This is a genomic window from Algoriphagus resistens, assembly GCF_001442615.1.
Lineage (GTDB): Bacteria > Bacteroidota > Bacteroidia > Cytophagales > Cyclobacteriaceae > Algoriphagus > Algoriphagus resistens.
Genome location: NZ_LMXN01000004.1, coordinates 1 through 16,726, shown reverse-complemented (window position 1 = coordinate 16,726; position 16,726 = coordinate 1). Strand labels below are relative to the sequence as shown.

The window sequence follows — 16,726 nt, the reverse complement described above, 5'->3', positions numbered from 1 at the left end:
TTCAGATTTTTTAATAGGCTTAAATCAATTAAAGGCATTTCGATTGCCTTTTATAATAAGCCTAACTAAACGAATAACACCATGGAAACTACTAAGCCACAGAATAGCAAAGCTACCGATGAAAAATCTACGAAGGACCTTGCCAGTGAAGCTAAAGTCACCAAGGAAGATCTGGAAGCTCTCGGGCCAAGAGATGCCAATCTAAGCGATGATGGAGGAGATGACGAGCAACTTCTGGAGAGAAAAAGGAAGGTAGATTTCACCGGGGATGATTTGGATGTGCCTGGGAGCGAGTTGGATGATGAGCAGGAAAGAATCGGGTCAGAAGACGAGGAAAATAATTTCTACAGTAACGCGGATGAAGAGGAAAAGTAATGATAGACAAAAAGACGAAGGAAGCACTCACTGAGGCCCTAAAGACAGGGAAAATGCTTGATCTTTCACTTGGAAAAAAAAGCCGGCTGAGGATAGAAAGAAGGCTGCCTTTTCTTTTGATCTATAGGAAAGAAAAACAAGATCACTTCAAAGTCCCAGATCTGGTAAGAATGGAGTCATCCTATCTGATTACAGAATTCAGCACGGATTTCAATTCTGACATCGCCCTACTAGCAAAAGAGCTAACGAAAGAACTTGCAGAGGAGTATGGCTCGGTGATGCTTCTTGAGGTTTGGATAGGGAAACAAGAGAGTAACTCATTTGTAATCAAAACTGCCAAAGATAAAGCTCCCAATACCGTAAAAGCACTAAAATCAGGTTTACAGAAGTTTTGTGATACTCACCAGGAGCTGGATGTGCAAGTAAAAGAGAGTATAATTCGCCACCCCGATCATCTCGTTGACTTCCTGACTTTAAAGCAATGCCAAGAAGCGGGTATATTTTTGATGGGGCTTGAGATTCCACCTTTTTTCCAGAATAAGGCCAAGAAAGAATTTTATTACATGGTATTCAAAGAATTCAAGATTGCCTTTTCAAGCCTATTGAGAAAGGCAGTATATGAATTTATCCGGGTGCAGACATCCTTTGATATTCAGAATTATCAGCGCCTGGGTAGCATCACTGTAGATGAAAAAGTGTGGGAAGTAGATCGCCGACTTTCAGAAATTGAAGCTAAATACCAATTTCTTCTACTTATTTCCCCGATCAATACCATGCAGGCAAAGGAAGAATTTATAGCTAACAGGCACCGTAAAAACCCGAAATTCCTTTACCGAAATTTGCCCATCGACCCGGATCGTCTGAAAGAAGAGCTTTTTCAAATTGATATTAGAAGCATTGAAGATCCTACACTTTCTTTTCTCTATACTGAAAAACGGGAGGAGCTGGAAAAGCAAATTACGATGCTAAAGGAACGGGGGACCAAGAATTTCATGTACAGTAGTATACGATTGTATAGTTCTCCTGGGGTGGAGCTTCATGAGACGGCTAAACTCCTGTTGAAAACGCTGCCACCGGATAATTTCGAGGATGCAGAGTATGTGGAGGCTTACGAAATGGCAAAAATATGTACCGACGAAATAAAAGAATATAGGACAGTATATCCTCAATTAAAGGCAAAGGTTGAAGTAAAAAATGATATCGTAGGAATGCTCGTGTCTAGGGGCCAGCTCTATATAGGATCAAGCTTTAAAATCCCAAAGAAGCGTATCAATGCTCTTGTCCACCATGAAATAGGAACCCACGTACTCACATTTTATAATGGCCAAATGCAGTCTTTTGGCCAGATGAGCAGCGGTTTTGCAGGTTATGATGAGTTGCAGGAAGGCTTGGCTGTACTAGCAGAATATCTGGTAGGAGGATTGACCAATAATAGGCTTCGCACGCTGGCAGCAAGGGTAATTGCCGGTAGAGCAGTGACCGAAGGGATGAGTTTTGAAGAAACTTATCATACACTCACCTCGGATTATGACGCACTGCCTGAACAGGCCTTCCAGATCACTGCCAGAGCCTACCAAGGCGGTGGATGTACTAAAGATATTATTTATTTAAGGGGACTGATTAAGCTGATCGATTATTTACAAAGCGGGGGGGAGCTGGAGCCCTTATACGTAGGAAAGATTGGATTCAAACATATTCCATTGATCCAGGAACTCCGTATTCGTGACATCATAAAACCTTCTCCTCTTACTCCACACTATTTTAAAACAGACTTTGCCCAAGACCGGTTGAAAAAACTAAAGGAAGGACTCACCTTACCCGAACTAGCCAATTAACCATTTATCCGAACTAGCCAGCTGGCTATTAACACTAATCACCACAAAAATGAAAATTGGATTTGTAGTAAATCAAATAGAAACCGAGACGGCAGGATACAGTACCACAATGCTGTCTTCAGCAGCCCTCCGCAGAGAGCATGAGGTATATATCATCAGTGTAGGCCAACTATGCTATCTGGAAGATGGTAAAATGGGGGCTATTGCTGTGAAAGCCCCTAAAACGAAGTTCCGCAATTTGGATAAATATATTGAAGCTATTCACAGTCCCGAAATTGAACGTATACATATTTCCTCTGATGACCTGGATGTGCTTTTTCTGAGGAGCAATCCCTGTGAAGAGTTTGGTGAGAGAGCATGGGCACAGACTGCGGGGATGGTCTTCGGTCAGATTGCTTTGGCAAATGGAGTTCTTGTAGTGAATGATCCTTATGCTTTGATGTCTTCTTTTAATAAGATGTACTTCCAGCATTTTCCGGAAACAGTAAGGCCAAGAACCATCATAAGCCGGGACGCAGAAGAAATCAAGGAGTTCTATAAAAAAGAAAAAAGGAAAGTTGTGCTGAAGCCACTTCAGGGTTCTGGTGGCAAGGATGTTTTTTTAGTTGACAATGATAAGAACCTTAACCAAATCGTGGAAACAATCAACCGGTATGGTTTTGTGATCGCCCAGCAATACTTGCCTGCGGCAAAAAACGGAGATATACGAGTGATCATGATGAATGGTAAAATCCTGGAAATAAAGGGAAAAGTAGCTGCAGTCAATCGCAAAAATGATAACGATATCAGAAGTAACCTGCACACAGGAGGTGAAGCTATTCATGCCGAGATTACCGATGAAGTAAGGATGTTATGCGATATAGTCGGACCAAAATTGGTGCAGGATGGGATGTTTCTGGCAGGGATTGATATTGTGGGGGACAAAATCATGGAGCTTAATCTAGACAGCCCAGGTGCTATCAATGCCATGAATAGGCTTGAAGGTGTGGATTTTGGTGCTGAAATAATACGTGCTCTGGAAAGAAAAGTAGAATATCAAAAGCAGTATGACGGAAAACTTCCCAATGCTTTTTTGGCAACTCTAAATCTGTAAGCATTCGTCGGAAAACAAAATAGAGGCTGCTTCCATAGACTAGGGCCATAAAGTGTCAGATATTCTTGGTACAGTATAGAAGACAGCCTTTTTTTGATATGGAATTCAGGTTACTGGCATCATTGCCGGTAGCCATACAAAATTTCATACAGGTTTGACTATAAAAAAACCGTCCGAGCCTTGATTCTGATACAATGGAAGGAACACACGCCCACTAGTATCTGATTTGATTGTTTCTCCATCAAGGCAGGCCAATCGCTGCCCCTTGTTGATTTTGGTGAAATTTGCATAGCCTGGATCCATTCTGAAGTAATGATCTTCACTGATTTCCTGTCTGTAAATCACCTCAAAATTGTCATTAGTGGGTGAGGCACTTTCCAGTGTCTTATAATAATCTTTATAAGGTATGGCTGATTTTTCCAGCATTCCAGTATCCACCAAAATCACCCAGATCGCGGCTTCGTGGTAATCTACTGATGTAGGATCGTCATGCTGTCCAGCTTCCATGGTAAAACCAATGTGACCTTTGAGTGTCTGATAATGGTCGAAGTGTCCCGGAATGTATTTCTCAATCCCCTTTACTACCGGCAAGGGCATCTGCTTGGCAAATTTAAAACTGCTTTCGTTACGATTTACACTGATATACGGAGCAGTAGTTGAGGATGTGGTGTGCAAATCCATGAAATGGAAAGATGTATTAAATTCTTCGTTTTCGAGCTTTTCTACGATTTTTAACAATTCATTAAACTCAGAAGCCTCATGGAAGTCCATCTTCTTTCCTGCTTTCAGTTGCTTTTCATTATCCAATGTGCAGATTCTATTAAGATCCCTGTCAATAAGACGGACTCCTTTTTTTAAGGCAACAATATTCCCGGCTACACCTACTATTTTACCTTTCAGTAGAGGTTCCGTCGTTTGAAGTTTTCTGAAAACGCGCTGCAAGGCCAAGACGCCACTTGGCTCATTTCCATGTATTCCCCCACTTACCAGCAGGTAAGGACCGGGGGTTTGATTGTTTGGTTCCGCGGGGTATTCACCGATTACCCTGGTAAGGGTTTCTTTCGCTAGTCTTTCACTTTTCTTTTTCATGGCAATATCAGTTAGGGGTGACTTGACATAGCCAAACTTTATACCATGAGAAATAGAAAGTCAGAATGGAAAAAAATGCCGTTTTTGGAAGAGTGAACGCTGATTAATTCAGCCGAACGATTTTGTGCTTTGTTCTAAAAAGAGTTTTTTGTTTATAAGTGAGAGCAATTTTCCTCAATATGAGGTTGGAGGCTTAAGGCCTCATGTCACTTTCTTAAGTACAATCGCGGTTCGGTTAGGCAAATATAAGTTGACGCAATGATGCTCATCTGCAGGATAAATTATGCGTTGATCAAGCCGCTCGAAACCACTGAAATCCTTCTGGTCGGAATTCAGTAAGATTTTGTATTTACCTGCTTCTTTGATGCGCACAGGCAATCCAAAAAATGACTCGGTAGGGTGGAAGGAAAAGATGAAAACCAATCCAGCCCGCTCATAGGCAAGGATTTTTTTGTCAGGATCAAGATGGAGCTGATCTGCGGGAGCGGAAGAGAGGAGTTGGTAGTCGTTTGCAAGCTTGATGATAGCATGGTCCCAAGCGCCTAAGTGTCCGTATCTTAGCAATGGGTCATCGACCAGTGACCATTGCCTCCGGGCATACTGATAGCTCCAGTCATTTCCCTCTCTGGGAAAATCTACCCAGTCTGGGTGGCCAAACTCATTCCCAATAAAATTCAGATAGCCCTCACCGCCTAGTGTAAGTGTGATCAACCGGATCAGTTTATGGAGAGCGATTCCACGATCTACAATCAGGTTTTGCTGAAGCAGAGACATGGAAAAGTACATTTCCTTATCCATGAGTCGGAAAGCTAGTGTCTGGTCACCTACCAGAGCTTGGTCGTGACTTTCTGCATAGCCTATGGATCGCTCGGCTGCCGGCCGGTTGGTCAGCTGATGCCACAGTTCAAACATATCCCACTCCTCATCTTGTTTATGTTTCAGCGTTTTGATCCAAAAGTCCGGTACTCCCATTGCCATCCGGAAGTCAAATCCTACTCCCCCTTCTGCAATCGGCCTGGCCAGTCCAGGCATGCCACTCATATCTTCGGCGATGGATATGCGCTTGGGTTTGAGCTGATGAATTAATGTATTTGCCAGTTGTAGATACAAAATCGCATCCTCATCCACATTTTGATCGAAATACAAATCTACGGAGTCAAAATCCATGAAGAGACCATGATGGGAATACATAATAGAGGTCACCCCATCAAATCGGAAACCGTCAAAATGGAATTCTTCCAACCAATAGCGGATATTTGAAAGTAAAAACTGCTGTACTTCACGTTTGGCATAATCGAAAACTTTGGAATCCCAGGCTTCATGATAACCCTTCTCCCCCGGATGAAAGTATTGATTATCACTCCCGTCAAACTCATTCAGCCCTTCATTGATATTTTTGATCGCATGGGAATGCACAATGTCCATGACTACTGCAAGTCCTGTTTCGTGTGCTTTATTGATCAGGGATTTTAATTCTTCCGGAGTTCCGAATCGTGAGGTAGGTGCAAAGAAATTGGAAACATGATAGCCGAAGGATCCATAATACGGGTGTTCCATTACGGCCATGAGCTGGATGGTATTATATCCGGCAGCTTTAATTCTTGGAAGTGTAAGTTCTTCGAATTCTTTATAGGTGCCAACCCCGAATTTTTCCTGAGACATTCCAATATGGCATTCATAAATGAGGGGTTGTTTCAGGCTATTCTCTGTAGTAAAGGAGCCGTCTGTCCATTGAAAATCTTTGACAAACCAAAGTTGGCCCGCCACGTCATGGGTTAGCTCATCTTGGACAACTCTCCGGATATAAGCAGGAATTCTGTCCAAAGCGCTGTTTTCAGTCACCACATGAACTTTTACCTTGCTAGCATGTATAAAGGTGTCTTTGTATTGCTCAAAGGGCAGAAAAATCTCCCAGTCTCCGCGTGGACTTTTTTTCATGGGATGAGAGCTTCTGTTCCAGTCATTGAATTCACCTACTAAATAGAGTTGCTTCGCTGCCGGAGCCCATTCACGATATACCCAGCCTTTTCTCCAGGATTCAAAATGTATCCCGTAATACGTATGGACAGAGGCATATTCGATGATATTACCGCTGAAATCCTCGATTTCTCTTAGAGCCTCCCTATAACGATTAAACCTTCGCTGGATTTGGGGTTCGTATTGAGCAAGCCAGGGTTCTTGACGAACTAAAGCGATTTTATTTGAATCTTCCACCAGTAGTTTTTTTTATCCGATTTGAATTTAGAAAAATGATGGGGATAATTCCCGAAACTTTAGAGTTTCCCGTCTATCCTATGTCAATAATAAAAAAGCGTCAGGCAAAAAGTTGTTTCGTTGGTGGTATAGCCCATAGTATGGCAAATTAATTTTTGAAAATTTTAAAAGAGATCGGTTTTTCTTGGATCAGGGCCATATTTATTAACTCCTTCTTGCCCTTTTTTTGCAGCCAGCCAGATAAACCCTATAAAATTGACAGGTGGAGGTATCAGCAAATAAAGTGCATATTTCCAATCCATGCCTATATCGTGAAGTCTTTTGATTGCTTGGATTAACAAGATGCATATGGATGCAATGAGGGCTGTTCCGGCTCCGTAAAAAATTGCCCATGACTGTGTTTGGAAACTATCCCAAAGCAACATCAGGCACAGGATATTGATAAAGTAAAATACAATAAACATCACCAGATACATTCTTCTGGTGATTCTTCCCTCTGGTTTAAATAAAGAGCCCATAACACAGTAACGATCCGGCTAAAAAGTTGTTTAAATTCCAGAGATAAAATTTTATTCTGTTTAATGCTTGTCGTAGACCATTTCAGGTTCCAGCACTTCTACATTTCCTTTATCATTGATCTGATCAAGGGTTGCTGATTTTAATTCATTGATCAGCATGGGGTCATACTTGGCAGCGACACGTATGTAGTTTTCTGTGAAGCCATGGATTTTACCATCTTGTATATCTTCTTCGAATAGGACGGTGAAGGTTTTTCCAAGGTTCTCAGTATAGAATTTCCTTCTCTTTTTCTCCGAGAGAATCCGGAGCATTTTTGAGCGCTCATTTCTTTTTTTAATAGGAACAATCCCGTCCATTTCTGCCGCTCTGGTATTGGCTCTTTCTGAATAAGTAAATACGTGCAGGTAAGAAACATCAAGCTCATTCAAGAAATTATAAGTCTCTAGAAAAAGCTCATCTGTCTCGCCGGGGAAGCCCACAATTACATCTACCCCTATGCAAGCATGTGGCATGAGCGTTTTGATTTTGGTCACTCTATCTACATACAGCTCACGAAGGTATCTTCTGCCCATTTTTCTTAAAATGGTGTTGGAGCCAGATTGAAGAGGGACATGAAAATGCGGTACAAATCTCTTGGATTGGGCAGCGAAGCTGATGATCTCGTTGGTGAGCAAGTTGGGCTCAATGGAAGAAATCCTCAGTCGATTTATACCTTCTACCTCGTCAAGCGCATAAACTAAATCCGCAAATCGCTCATTTCTCTTGCCATCTACAATTCCAAAATCACCGATGTTTACGCCTGTCAATACGATCTCCTTGACATCTGTTGCGGCAATCTCGCGGGCAGACTGCAATACACTTTCTATTGTGTTGCTTCGGCTCTTGCCACGTGCCAGGGGAATGGTACAGAATGCACAACCGTAATTGCAGCCATCCTGAACTTTCAGGAATGTTCTTGTGCGATCATTGATAGAATAGGCATTATTGAAGACAGTTGCTTCCTGGATCTCAGAAGCCAGGACTTTTGTTTCTTGGGCTTTGGCAAAATCATCCAGAAGTTCAATCAGCCGGAATTTCTCAGCAGCACCAAGGACAGCATCCACACCTACTATTTCTGAAATTTCTTTAGGTTTTAACTGAGCATAGCATCCTATTATAGTTACATAGGAATTTGGGGATATTCTTTTGGCCTCCTTTACAATCTTCTTACACTTCTTATCCGCATTCTCGGTAACCGAGCAGGTATTGATAATGAAAATGTCGGGATTTTCCTGGAAATCGACTTTCAAATAGCCCTTTTCTTCAAATTGGCGACTGATAGTGGAGGTTTCAGAGAAATTTAGCTTACACCCTAGTGTATAAAAGGCTACTTTTTTCACAATTACGCTTCTGACAATGAGATTGCAAAGGTAATTAATCTTCGCTTGTTTTCAATTCTCCAATTTTCTCTCTGAATTCACTAAATTTTCCTGAAAACGGTGCCTTTTTACCATGATTTATTGAAAAAAGTGTAATTTTTTCGAAAAAAGAGGTCAAAAATTAGTCTAAAGCATTTTCGAATACATATTTTTCTATTTTTGTGTGTATAATTTTAAACCACATATTGTAGAAATGGCAACACTCAGACAACAAGCCTTAGCAATGGTGCAAACAAGACAGCGAGTAACTGTTAAAGCACCATCCAACAAAATCTCAGACTTTTTTGGTACCAACACATTTGGCACAGCTCAAATGAAAGTGTCTTTGGCTCCTTCAGCTTATAAAAGAGTTATGGAAGCGATTGATAAAGGAACCAAGATTGATGCTGCAACTGCCGAAGAAGTAGCCTCAGCTGTAAAAACTTGGGCATTGTCCAAAGGAGTAACACATTATACGCACTGGTTTCAGCCACTTACAGGCTCTACGGCAGAGAAGCATGATTCGTTTTTTGATGCATTGGGAGGTTTGGAGAAGTTCAAAGGTAGCGCCCTTGTACAGCAAGAACCGGATGCGTCATCTTTCCCAAATGGCGGTATCCGCTCAACTTTTGAAGCTAGAGGATACACGGCTTGGGATCCTACATCTCCGATTTTCATCTTCGAAAACACCCTTTGTATACCTACTATCTTCGTTTCCTATACAGGAGAAGCATTGGATTACAAAACTCCATTGTTGAAATCAATTGAAGCAATCAATGATGCAGCAGTAAATATCTGCCAGTTATTTGACAGAAATGTACGCAAAGTACAGCCTTCTCTAGGTGTAGAGCAGGAGTATTTTGTGATCGATAAAGCGCTTTTCGCAGCAAGACCAGATCTGGTAATGGGAGGGAGAACTGTTTATGGACATAGCCCAGCTAGAGGTCAGCAATTGGATGACCACTATTTCGGTTCTATTCCTACTCGGGTGAAGGATTTTATGGTCGACTTCGAGAACGAAGCACTTAAGCTTGGTATTCCTGTTATGACCAGACATAACGAAGTTGCCCCAGGCCAGTTTGAAGTTGCTCCTTTGTTTGAAGAAATCAACAAAGCAACTGATCACAATCAGCTGTTGATGGATGTGATGGACAAAGTTGCTGAAAGACACGATTTGAAAGTACTTCTTCATGAAAAGCCATTTGCAGGAGTAAACGGCAGCGGTAAACACAATAACTGGTCTTTGATCACCGATACAGGAGTCAACCTTTTCCAGCCAAGCAATTCCGCAAGAGAAAATCTTCAATTCCTTACGTTCTTGGTAGCGACTATTAAAGCTGTCTATGATCACTCCGATCTATTAAGAGCAAGTATTGCTTCTGCGGGTAATGATCACCGCCTTGGAGCTAATGAAGCTCCTCCGGCTATTATCTCTGTATTCTTGGGAGCTACACTTACCGAGGTTTTGAATGAGCTTGAGAAAAACGGGAACATCAAAATCGAGAAGGGTGACAACATGTATATGAAATTGGGTATCTCCAAGATTCCTGAGATCATCCTTGACAACACCGACAGAAACAGAACTTCCCCGTTTGCTTTCACAGGTAACAAATTTGAATTCCGTGCAGTAGGCTCGCAGGCTAACGTAGCGGGACCAATGACTGTATTGAACGTGATCGTGGCGGATGTATTGGCAGAAATGACCAAGGACATTGAGAAGGAAATGAACGCAGGCAAAGAGAAGAAAATTGCGATCGTCAATGTATTGAGAAAATATATCAAGGATAGCAAGAAGGTTCGCTTTGAAGGTGATGGATACTCTGACGAGTGGGCAGCAGAAGCACAAAAAAGAGGTTTGTCCAACTTGAAATCAACTCCGTCCGCTTTGGACGTGTATGCTAATAAAGCCACAAAAGAGCTTTTCGAAAGACATAATGTAATGAACGGCATTGAAGTTCATGCCCGCCATGAGATCATGCTTGAGAGCTTTATTAAGAAAATTCAGATTGAAGGCCGTGTGATGGGAGATTTGGCATTGAATCATATCATCCCAACTGCTATTCTATACCAAAACAAAATCATCCAAAATGCAAATGGCCTGAAAGGGCTAGGATTGGATAATACCGCAGCAGTAGAGACGATCAAAGAAGTATCTAAGCACATAGAGTCTTTGAAGTCCAATATCACTGCAATGGTGGAGGCCCGTAAGAAACTTAACAAAGAGGAAGATATTGTGAAAATGGCCAAGGGCTACCAGACTGATGTCAAAGAAGCTTACTTTGATAAAATCCGCTACGCTGTGGACAAATTGGAGCTTCTGGTGGATGATGAATCATGGCCATTGGTGAAGTACAGAGAAATGCTTTTTCTTAGATAAGTTTTTTCTACATCTGACAGGTCATCAAATAGACTGACAGGTTTAAAAGCATAAACCTGAGGCCGAGGGAGATTTTCTTCCTCGGTTTTTTGATGGGGTAGCCTGCCGGATATACCTATGGTTTATATTTTCTCCGAGTAGCTGGTTTCAGCCGTATTTTGCCTGGCCTGACTTTTTGAAAATAAAAGAGGGATGTTAACGTAGATACGCCAGCATTTCTGCTTTTGGCAATTCAGCTGATTTGTAATAGAGGCTGATTTGATGGTCTTTATGCTCCTTTTCCAACTTAAGTAATGCTGCTACGGAAACGTTCATTGGCTTGTTCTCAGTGCCAGTGTTAGCAAATTTCCATTGTGTGAGTAAATGTCCCTTGTCATCTTTTAATAAAAGGACCCTATTACTGCCCGACCCTTTTTTTATAGTACAATGGGTATATCGGATCCACAGCTGGTCGTCTTCCATGGCTGTCTTTTCCAGTTGCAGTGTACGAAGGTTCAGAGGTTGATTTACATACTGTTTCATGATAAGCTTATCATTAAGATAAATCTCATAACTGTCCAGTCCTAGTTTTGGCGAAAAGGCCATAGTAGAAAATCCTACTACCAACATTATCAGAATGCTGTTCATGTTGGATTTTAGCTTCATTGTTTTCATGTTGTAATTTGTTTAAGTGAGTAATTGTAATTGGTATTTTTTAACTTGTACTAGACCTTTCAAAGCCTTATGCTTGCCCTTGATCCTTTTGGGGAAGTTTCCTTTTTCAGATTTACGGGATTGGAATCCAAAAGTGAAGGACAGTTGTGAATTAGTAGACCAATTGCTTGGGTTTTAGATTTTCGGGAATTCCACGGAACCTTTCCGTTGGTCTATATTATCAGCAGTTGGTCTATTCCTTGTATGTGGGAAAAGTATTTATTCGTAATTGATACCAAAAGCTCCAGCTATAAGAATGTATCTGAACCCTACCAATAAACAACCTATTCCCCGCAATGCCTTCCATCTGCTGTTTTGGGCAATCGTCACGCTGATTTTCCTTTACGACAGACGATACCTTATTCTGAAGTTTCAGCTTACTGAGCATTTTGTTGCCTGCGTGGTAGTACGGATGATTCTACTGATTTCCCTTGTGTATTTACACCTAAATGTCCTAATTCCGCGTTTTTTCAGAAACGGGGAATATCCCAAATACGCTCTTTTGCTTCTCGCTTCACTTGGAATGTATGTGAGCCTACAAAATCTCTATGATATTTATCTATATGGCTTTGTGATAGGGGATATCAGGAGCAGGGATTTTTGGAGTGCTTTTCCCTATAATTTTGTTACTACACTTTGGTATTTGATACTCAGTACTGGGCTCAAACTCAGTCTGGATCGCTATGAGGAAAGACGTGCAATAGGAGCCAATAGTAATTCTACTGAGGCTTTTGAGAACGAAGGGCAAGAAAGACAGGTATTTTTGAAAACTGGCACCAAAAAGGTAATGACAGATCTGGACTCTATTACTCATATAAAGGGACTAAAGGATTACGCTATCATCTATACTGAGGATGACCAGATAATAGTCAAGGGTTCTTTAAAAAATACCGAAACCCTACTCGGAGAAAACAAACTAATTCGCGTTCATAAATCTTATTTGGTTGCGCTGGACAGAATCAAAACTATTCAACACAATCAGATTATACTGGAAAAGTACTCAATTCCAATTGGGAGGTCCTACAAAAAGGAAGTATACAAGGTGCTCGGTTTACCGTGATCCATGCAGGTAGAAAAGAACTGTGGTCATCTCCGAAATAGCTTGTTTAGTTTGGTAGGAAAAGAGGATGTAGCGTATTATCAATAGGTTAAAATAAGAAAATCAGCCAATTTGGATTGCTTTTTTGTGAATCAGCAGGTACAAAAAGCAACTCCTGTTTTCTCAATAATTCATCAATGAGCATACAATCTCGATTTATCAAAATCTGATGCTTTCCTAATTCTGACCCTTAACCAATCCGGCTTCTTCCTGGCTATCGTTCAATTTAGCATGAAATGCAGTTAAAATTTTCCAATAGTAGGTCTGATTTTTACGGCACTTTATATTTTTTGATGAGTTTGATCACCGAAAATCAGTCTTTTTGGTGAGTAAAATCACCAAAAAGACGTATATTTGGTGAGTAAAATTGCAATTATGATTGACCGAATACTCAAAAAAACATTGTCCGAAAACCTATTTAAAGGTAAGATGATTGTTCTTGTCGGTCCAAGGCAGGTCGGTAAAACAACGCTTGTCAAAGAAGTACTAAGGGGCCATGATTTCCTTTTTCTTGATGGGGATGATCCGGTAGTCCGGTCCAATTTAACGAATCCTAGTACCATTCAGTTGGAAACAATTATAGGTCAGGCAAAGATCGTTTTTATCGATGAAGCCCAGCGAATAGAAAATATAGGACTGACCGCTAAAATTATTCACGATCAAATAAAAGATGTACAACTGATTATTAGTGGTTCTTCGGCCTTTGAGTTACGTAGTCAGACCAGCGAGTCACTAACCGGGAGAAAACGAGAGTATTTTTTATATCCGATATCATACGAAGAATATGAAAAATCCCGTGACTTCCTCACTGCATCGAGTGATTTGAATGCACGTCTTGTTTTTGGATTTTATCCGGATGTAATCAATAACCGGGGCGGGGAAATTGAAAGTTTAAATGAAATCACACAAAGTTACTTGTTTAGGGATATTCTGGCATTGGGTAATCTGAAAAAGCCAGAAGCACTGGAAAAAATCCTTCGGGCATTGGCTTTTCAACTTGGTAGTGAAGTAAGTTTTAATGAAGTCGCTCAACTGACAGGTGTTGATAAGAATACGGTATCCAATTATATTCGGTTATTAGAATTATCCTATATCATCTATCCCCTAACTACATTTAGTAGAAATTTACGCAATGAAATAAAGACTAATCATAAAATATATTTTTATGACAATGGGATTCGTAATGCACTCATTCAAAACTTCAATCCGATTGAACTCCGGAATGATGTGGGAGTGTTATGGGAGAATTTTTTGATAACTGAACGATTAAAGACCCAAAGTTATCATCGACAATTTGTCAATCGTTATTTTTGGCGCACAAAAAGCCAACAAGAAATAGATTATGTCGAAGAGCGGGACGGAAAGATAGTTGGGTATGAATTTAAATGGAATCCTAAAGCCAAGATAAAAATTCCATCCAGCTTTGTAGATGCCTATAATGCCGACATTCAGGTTATAGCAAGAGATAATTTTAGGGATTTTGTAGGGCTGAGTTAAGCTACAATACGACTGCCTCCTTATGAAGTAGAATTAGGACTGAAATAAAAAAGAGCCCGGAACCAGGGGCTCCGGGCTCTAAGATGTGTGCCGTGCATGGCACAGCTAGGTGGTGAAAGTCCATTGTGGGGAGTTTAATCGTCAACCACTAGCCCAAGGCAAGGGTGTCCATCGTGGGGTGGAATCTGAAGGAAGCCGGCGGCAAAACTCTGCCCTGAGGAACACGAACCTCATCAGGCATATCCTATGGGATGAGGCTGCATCAAAAGTCGAAGTCCAAAGATTATATGGACATCGGAGTGTAAATGAGGCGGGGACATGGAGTGAAAGTGGGCTGTCTTACCACGGGAGGCCTCATGGACGCGTAGAAACACGGGGTAAAACTAGTCGTGAGGAGTCAGCAGAGGGCGAAGCACCGGATCACGGGTTGTTCTGGGAAGGCCCGAACCTTGCGGTCTGGCAGTAAATGAAAGTTACCGAGAAATAAAGTGAGGGTCAGATGCTCGAAACCGAGGCTTCTTATCAAAAGAATAGGATGGAATCCGAAGGATAGATAAGAGTGATTCCAAAGAGGATAACTGAAAACAACACCAATCACTCCCTTCGAGGAGTAAAAGCAAGGAACCGCCGTATACTGAACGGTACGTAAGGTAGTGTGTAATCTTTCATCCGTTCCCTGTATTCCCTTAGTGCACAGCCGATATCATCGATGGTAATTCAGACAAAAATCGGCGCTTTGCCTTCCTTGGTTGCCTTGGCCTTGAATAGTCAGAAGAGGGTCGAAAGTTTCTGATTGCTTTTCATCTTTCACTTTTTAATCTAGAATTCTCTACGTTTGGCATTAATCAGATCGTCAAAATTCTCAAGGTAAACCAGTTTCCAAGGGATTCCTGTGGAGGAGAATTTGGAGTGACCGATGTTACGTTCATATAATCTGCGGTCAAGGTCAATGCACGTACCTACATAATACTTGGCAAGTCTTTCAGACTGCAAATTATACATTGTAGCCATCTGAGTAAAGATGGTATAAAAATAAGAAAAGCAGCCCGTTTTGGACTGCTTTCTTGTGATCCCGCTGGGGCTCGAACCCAGGACCCATACATTAAAAGTGTATTGCTCTACCAGCTGAGCTACGGAATCGGTACTTGGTAAAATAAAAAGCGGAACGTGATTCCGCTTTTGAGTAGTGATCCTGTCAGGACTCGAACCTGAAACCTACTGCTTAGAAGGCAGTTGCTCTATCCAGTTGAGCTACAGGACCTGGATAAATTAGTGAAAGATGAAATTGCTCCAAAACTAACAATAATAAAGTCGGGGTGGCAGGATTCGAACCTACGACCTCCACATCCCAAATGTGGCGCGATACCGGGCTACGCTACACCCCGAAACTTTCTTTTTTAACTCCTTACAAGTTAAAGTTTTGATTTACCAAATTATATTGGTGTCATCTCGTGATCCCGCTGGGGCTCGAACCCAGGACCCATACATTAAAAGTGTATTGCTCTACCAGCTGAGCTACGGAATCATATTACACTGAATTACGTTGAAATATTTCAGAAACTTTAACCACTAAATAGTGGCTTAAAACCTTTCAAATTGACTTCCTAGCCTTGCTTTTTGCCAGATCATTGCCGTAATTGGACTGCAAAAATAAGGGGACAAATTTTAAATGCCAAACGTGAAATCAATCTTTCTTACAAAACTTTTGATATTTTTATCGATATCTCTACAAAGTATTCATTGTCAAGCAGATGTAATTGCTCTTGAAAAAGCAGATTCTTTGTTTAATAGCAGAAGCTACAAAGAGGCAATGGAAATCTACGATTCTAACTACCAATCTGGGATTTATTCACCAGCAATGCTGCTGAAAATGGCCTTCATAGCGGAGGGGATAGGGGATAATGAACGAGCTACCCTTTACCTGAGTAAATACTATGATCTGGCTCCCAATCCCCAAGCGATTACCAAGATTAAAAGTCTAACTGGACAGAGTTCCCTTGTAGGGTATGAGGTAAGCGATGGACAACGGTTTGTACTATTCCTGACAGAATATCAGGACTATATCGTAGGCGTGTTAGCCTTCTTTCTGGTACTGTCTATCGTCACTAGTTGGATCATGGGTAGAAAATCAGGAAAGACCCAAACATTCTGGCCAACAATCTTACTTCTCTTTTTGGTATTTGTAGCTAATAACTTCCTGAACGGACCTCCTACAGCGCTTGTCACCAGTAGCCCTACTTTCATCGTAACTAAGCCTACAGCAGGTGGTGAACTAGTGGATATGGTGGAGCCTGGACACCGCGTGCGGATCAAGTCTTCTAAAGATATCTGGTATGAAGTCGAGTGGAAAGATAAAAGCGCCTACATCAAAAAAGAAGATGTTACAAGGCTGTGAACTTCCCACCCACAGCAGGAGCCGATGGGTGGGGCTTCAGGGGTCATAGACTCGCCCAATGGCAACGCCTCATCCCGTTTTTGTTTTGGGTCCGATTGTATCCCGCAACCAGACCATGCCTTTATACCTTGGGTTAAGATGTT

The 16,726-nt window shown here is 41.4% G+C and carries 14 protein-coding genes and 4 tRNA genes; 8 read left to right on the top strand and 10 right to left on the bottom strand.

What is annotated here, in order from left to right:
* Positions 1-81 precede the first annotated feature (81 nt).
* The 3 genes from AS141_RS08665 to AS141_RS08655 are packed head-to-tail and all read left to right on the top strand — an operon-like array spanning position 82 to position 3,303.
* Positions 82-375: a hypothetical protein gene (locus AS141_RS08665; RefSeq protein ID WP_057937264.1), complete on the top strand. Its 294-nt coding sequence runs from the start codon at positions 82-84 to the stop codon at positions 373-375.
* On the top strand, positions 375-2,210 hold the full coding sequence (locus AS141_RS08660; protein ID WP_057937263.1) for a flavohemoglobin expression-modulating QEGLA motif protein: 1,836 nt from the start codon (positions 375-377) through the stop codon (positions 2,208-2,210). Before AS141_RS08665 ends, AS141_RS08660 begins: the two co-directional genes overlap by 1 nt.
* Positions 2,211-2,259: 49 nt before the next feature.
* Positions 2,260-3,303, top strand: a complete 1,044-nt coding sequence (locus AS141_RS08655) for an ATP-grasp domain-containing protein (RefSeq protein ID WP_057937262.1) — start codon at positions 2,260-2,262, stop codon at positions 3,301-3,303.
* A gap of 144 nt (positions 3,304-3,447) precedes the next feature.
* On the opposite strand, the gene AS141_RS08650 is transcribed toward AS141_RS08655, so the two are convergent.
* From AS141_RS08650 to mtaB, 4 genes are all read right to left on the bottom strand, one after another.
* A complete protein-coding gene (locus AS141_RS08650; RefSeq protein ID WP_057937261.1) occupies positions 3,448-4,392 on the bottom strand; it encodes a succinylglutamate desuccinylase/aspartoacylase domain-containing protein in 945 nt (314 codons plus the stop codon).
* A 201-nt stretch (positions 4,393-4,593) separates the two neighbouring features.
* On the bottom strand, positions 4,594-6,606 hold the full coding sequence (locus AS141_RS08645; protein WP_057937260.1) for an alpha-amylase family glycosyl hydrolase: 2,013 nt from the start codon (positions 6,604-6,606) through the stop codon (positions 4,594-4,596).
* A 164-nt stretch (positions 6,607-6,770) separates the two neighbouring features.
* Complete coding sequence (locus AS141_RS08640; protein ID WP_057937259.1) at positions 6,771-7,124, bottom strand: DUF805 domain-containing protein; 354 nt, start codon at positions 7,122-7,124, stop codon at positions 6,771-6,773.
* Between the two features lie 60 nt (positions 7,125-7,184).
* Positions 7,185-8,504 carry a tRNA (N(6)-L-threonylcarbamoyladenosine(37)-C(2))-methylthiotransferase MtaB gene (mtaB, locus tag AS141_RS08635; RefSeq protein ID WP_057937258.1) on the bottom strand — a complete coding sequence of 440 codons (1,320 nt, stop codon included), beginning with the start codon at positions 8,502-8,504 and terminating at the stop codon, positions 7,185-7,187.
* Between the two features lie 232 nt (positions 8,505-8,736).
* Between mtaB and AS141_RS08630 the strand changes: the two genes are divergently transcribed.
* Positions 8,737-10,899, top strand: coding sequence for a glutamine synthetase III family protein (locus AS141_RS08630; protein WP_057937257.1), 2,163 nt, complete (start codon positions 8,737-8,739; stop codon positions 10,897-10,899).
* A gap of 195 nt (positions 10,900-11,094) precedes the next feature.
* On the opposite strand, the gene AS141_RS08625 is transcribed toward AS141_RS08630, so the two are convergent.
* Entirely contained in the window at positions 11,095-11,553 is a 459-nt protein-coding gene (locus AS141_RS08625) for a hypothetical protein (RefSeq protein ID WP_057937256.1), read from the bottom strand.
* Between the two features lie 295 nt (positions 11,554-11,848).
* Here AS141_RS08625 and AS141_RS08620 point away from each other — a divergent pair, with 295 nt between their 5' ends.
* From AS141_RS08620 to AS141_RS08610, 3 genes are all read left to right on the top strand, one after another.
* Positions 11,849-12,652 (top strand): LytR/AlgR family response regulator transcription factor, encoded by an 804-nt coding sequence (locus tag AS141_RS08620; protein WP_057937255.1) that lies wholly within the window; start codon positions 11,849-11,851, stop codon positions 12,650-12,652.
* Positions 12,653-13,048: 396 nt separating this feature from the next.
* Positions 13,049-14,188 (top strand): ATP-binding protein, encoded by a 1,140-nt coding sequence (locus tag AS141_RS08615; protein ID WP_232424852.1) that lies wholly within the window; start codon positions 13,049-13,051, stop codon positions 14,186-14,188.
* 112 nt (positions 14,189-14,300) lie between these two features.
* Positions 14,301-14,654 (top strand): hypothetical protein, encoded by a 354-nt coding sequence (locus AS141_RS08610; RefSeq protein ID WP_057937609.1) that lies wholly within the window; start codon positions 14,301-14,303, stop codon positions 14,652-14,654.
* Between the two features lie 353 nt (positions 14,655-15,007).
* Here the strand turns inward: AS141_RS08610 and AS141_RS25955 are convergent, their stop codons facing one another.
* The 5 genes from AS141_RS25955 to AS141_RS08590 all read right to left on the bottom strand — a co-directional run bounded on the left by AS141_RS25955 (position 15,008) and on the right by AS141_RS08590 (position 15,713).
* Positions 15,008-15,199, bottom strand: a complete 192-nt coding sequence (locus AS141_RS25955) for a GIY-YIG nuclease family protein (RefSeq protein ID WP_157243414.1) — start codon at positions 15,197-15,199, stop codon at positions 15,008-15,010.
* Between the two features lie 56 nt (positions 15,200-15,255).
* Positions 15,256-15,328 (bottom strand) — tRNA-Lys (locus tag AS141_RS08605).
* Positions 15,329-15,375: 47 nt separating this feature from the next.
* Positions 15,376-15,449, bottom strand: a tRNA-Arg gene (locus tag AS141_RS08600).
* A gap of 50 nt (positions 15,450-15,499) precedes the next feature.
* A tRNA-Pro gene (locus tag AS141_RS08595) sits at positions 15,500-15,573 on the bottom strand.
* 67 nt (positions 15,574-15,640) lie between these two features.
* Positions 15,641-15,713: transfer RNA gene (locus AS141_RS08590), tRNA-Lys, on the bottom strand.
* Between the two features lie 255 nt (positions 15,714-15,968).
* Here AS141_RS08590 and AS141_RS08585 point away from each other — a divergent pair.
* Complete coding sequence (locus AS141_RS08585) at positions 15,969-16,583, top strand: tetratricopeptide repeat protein (protein WP_317043019.1); 615 nt, start codon at positions 15,969-15,971, stop codon at positions 16,581-16,583.
* Positions 16,584-16,726 lie beyond the last annotated feature (143 nt).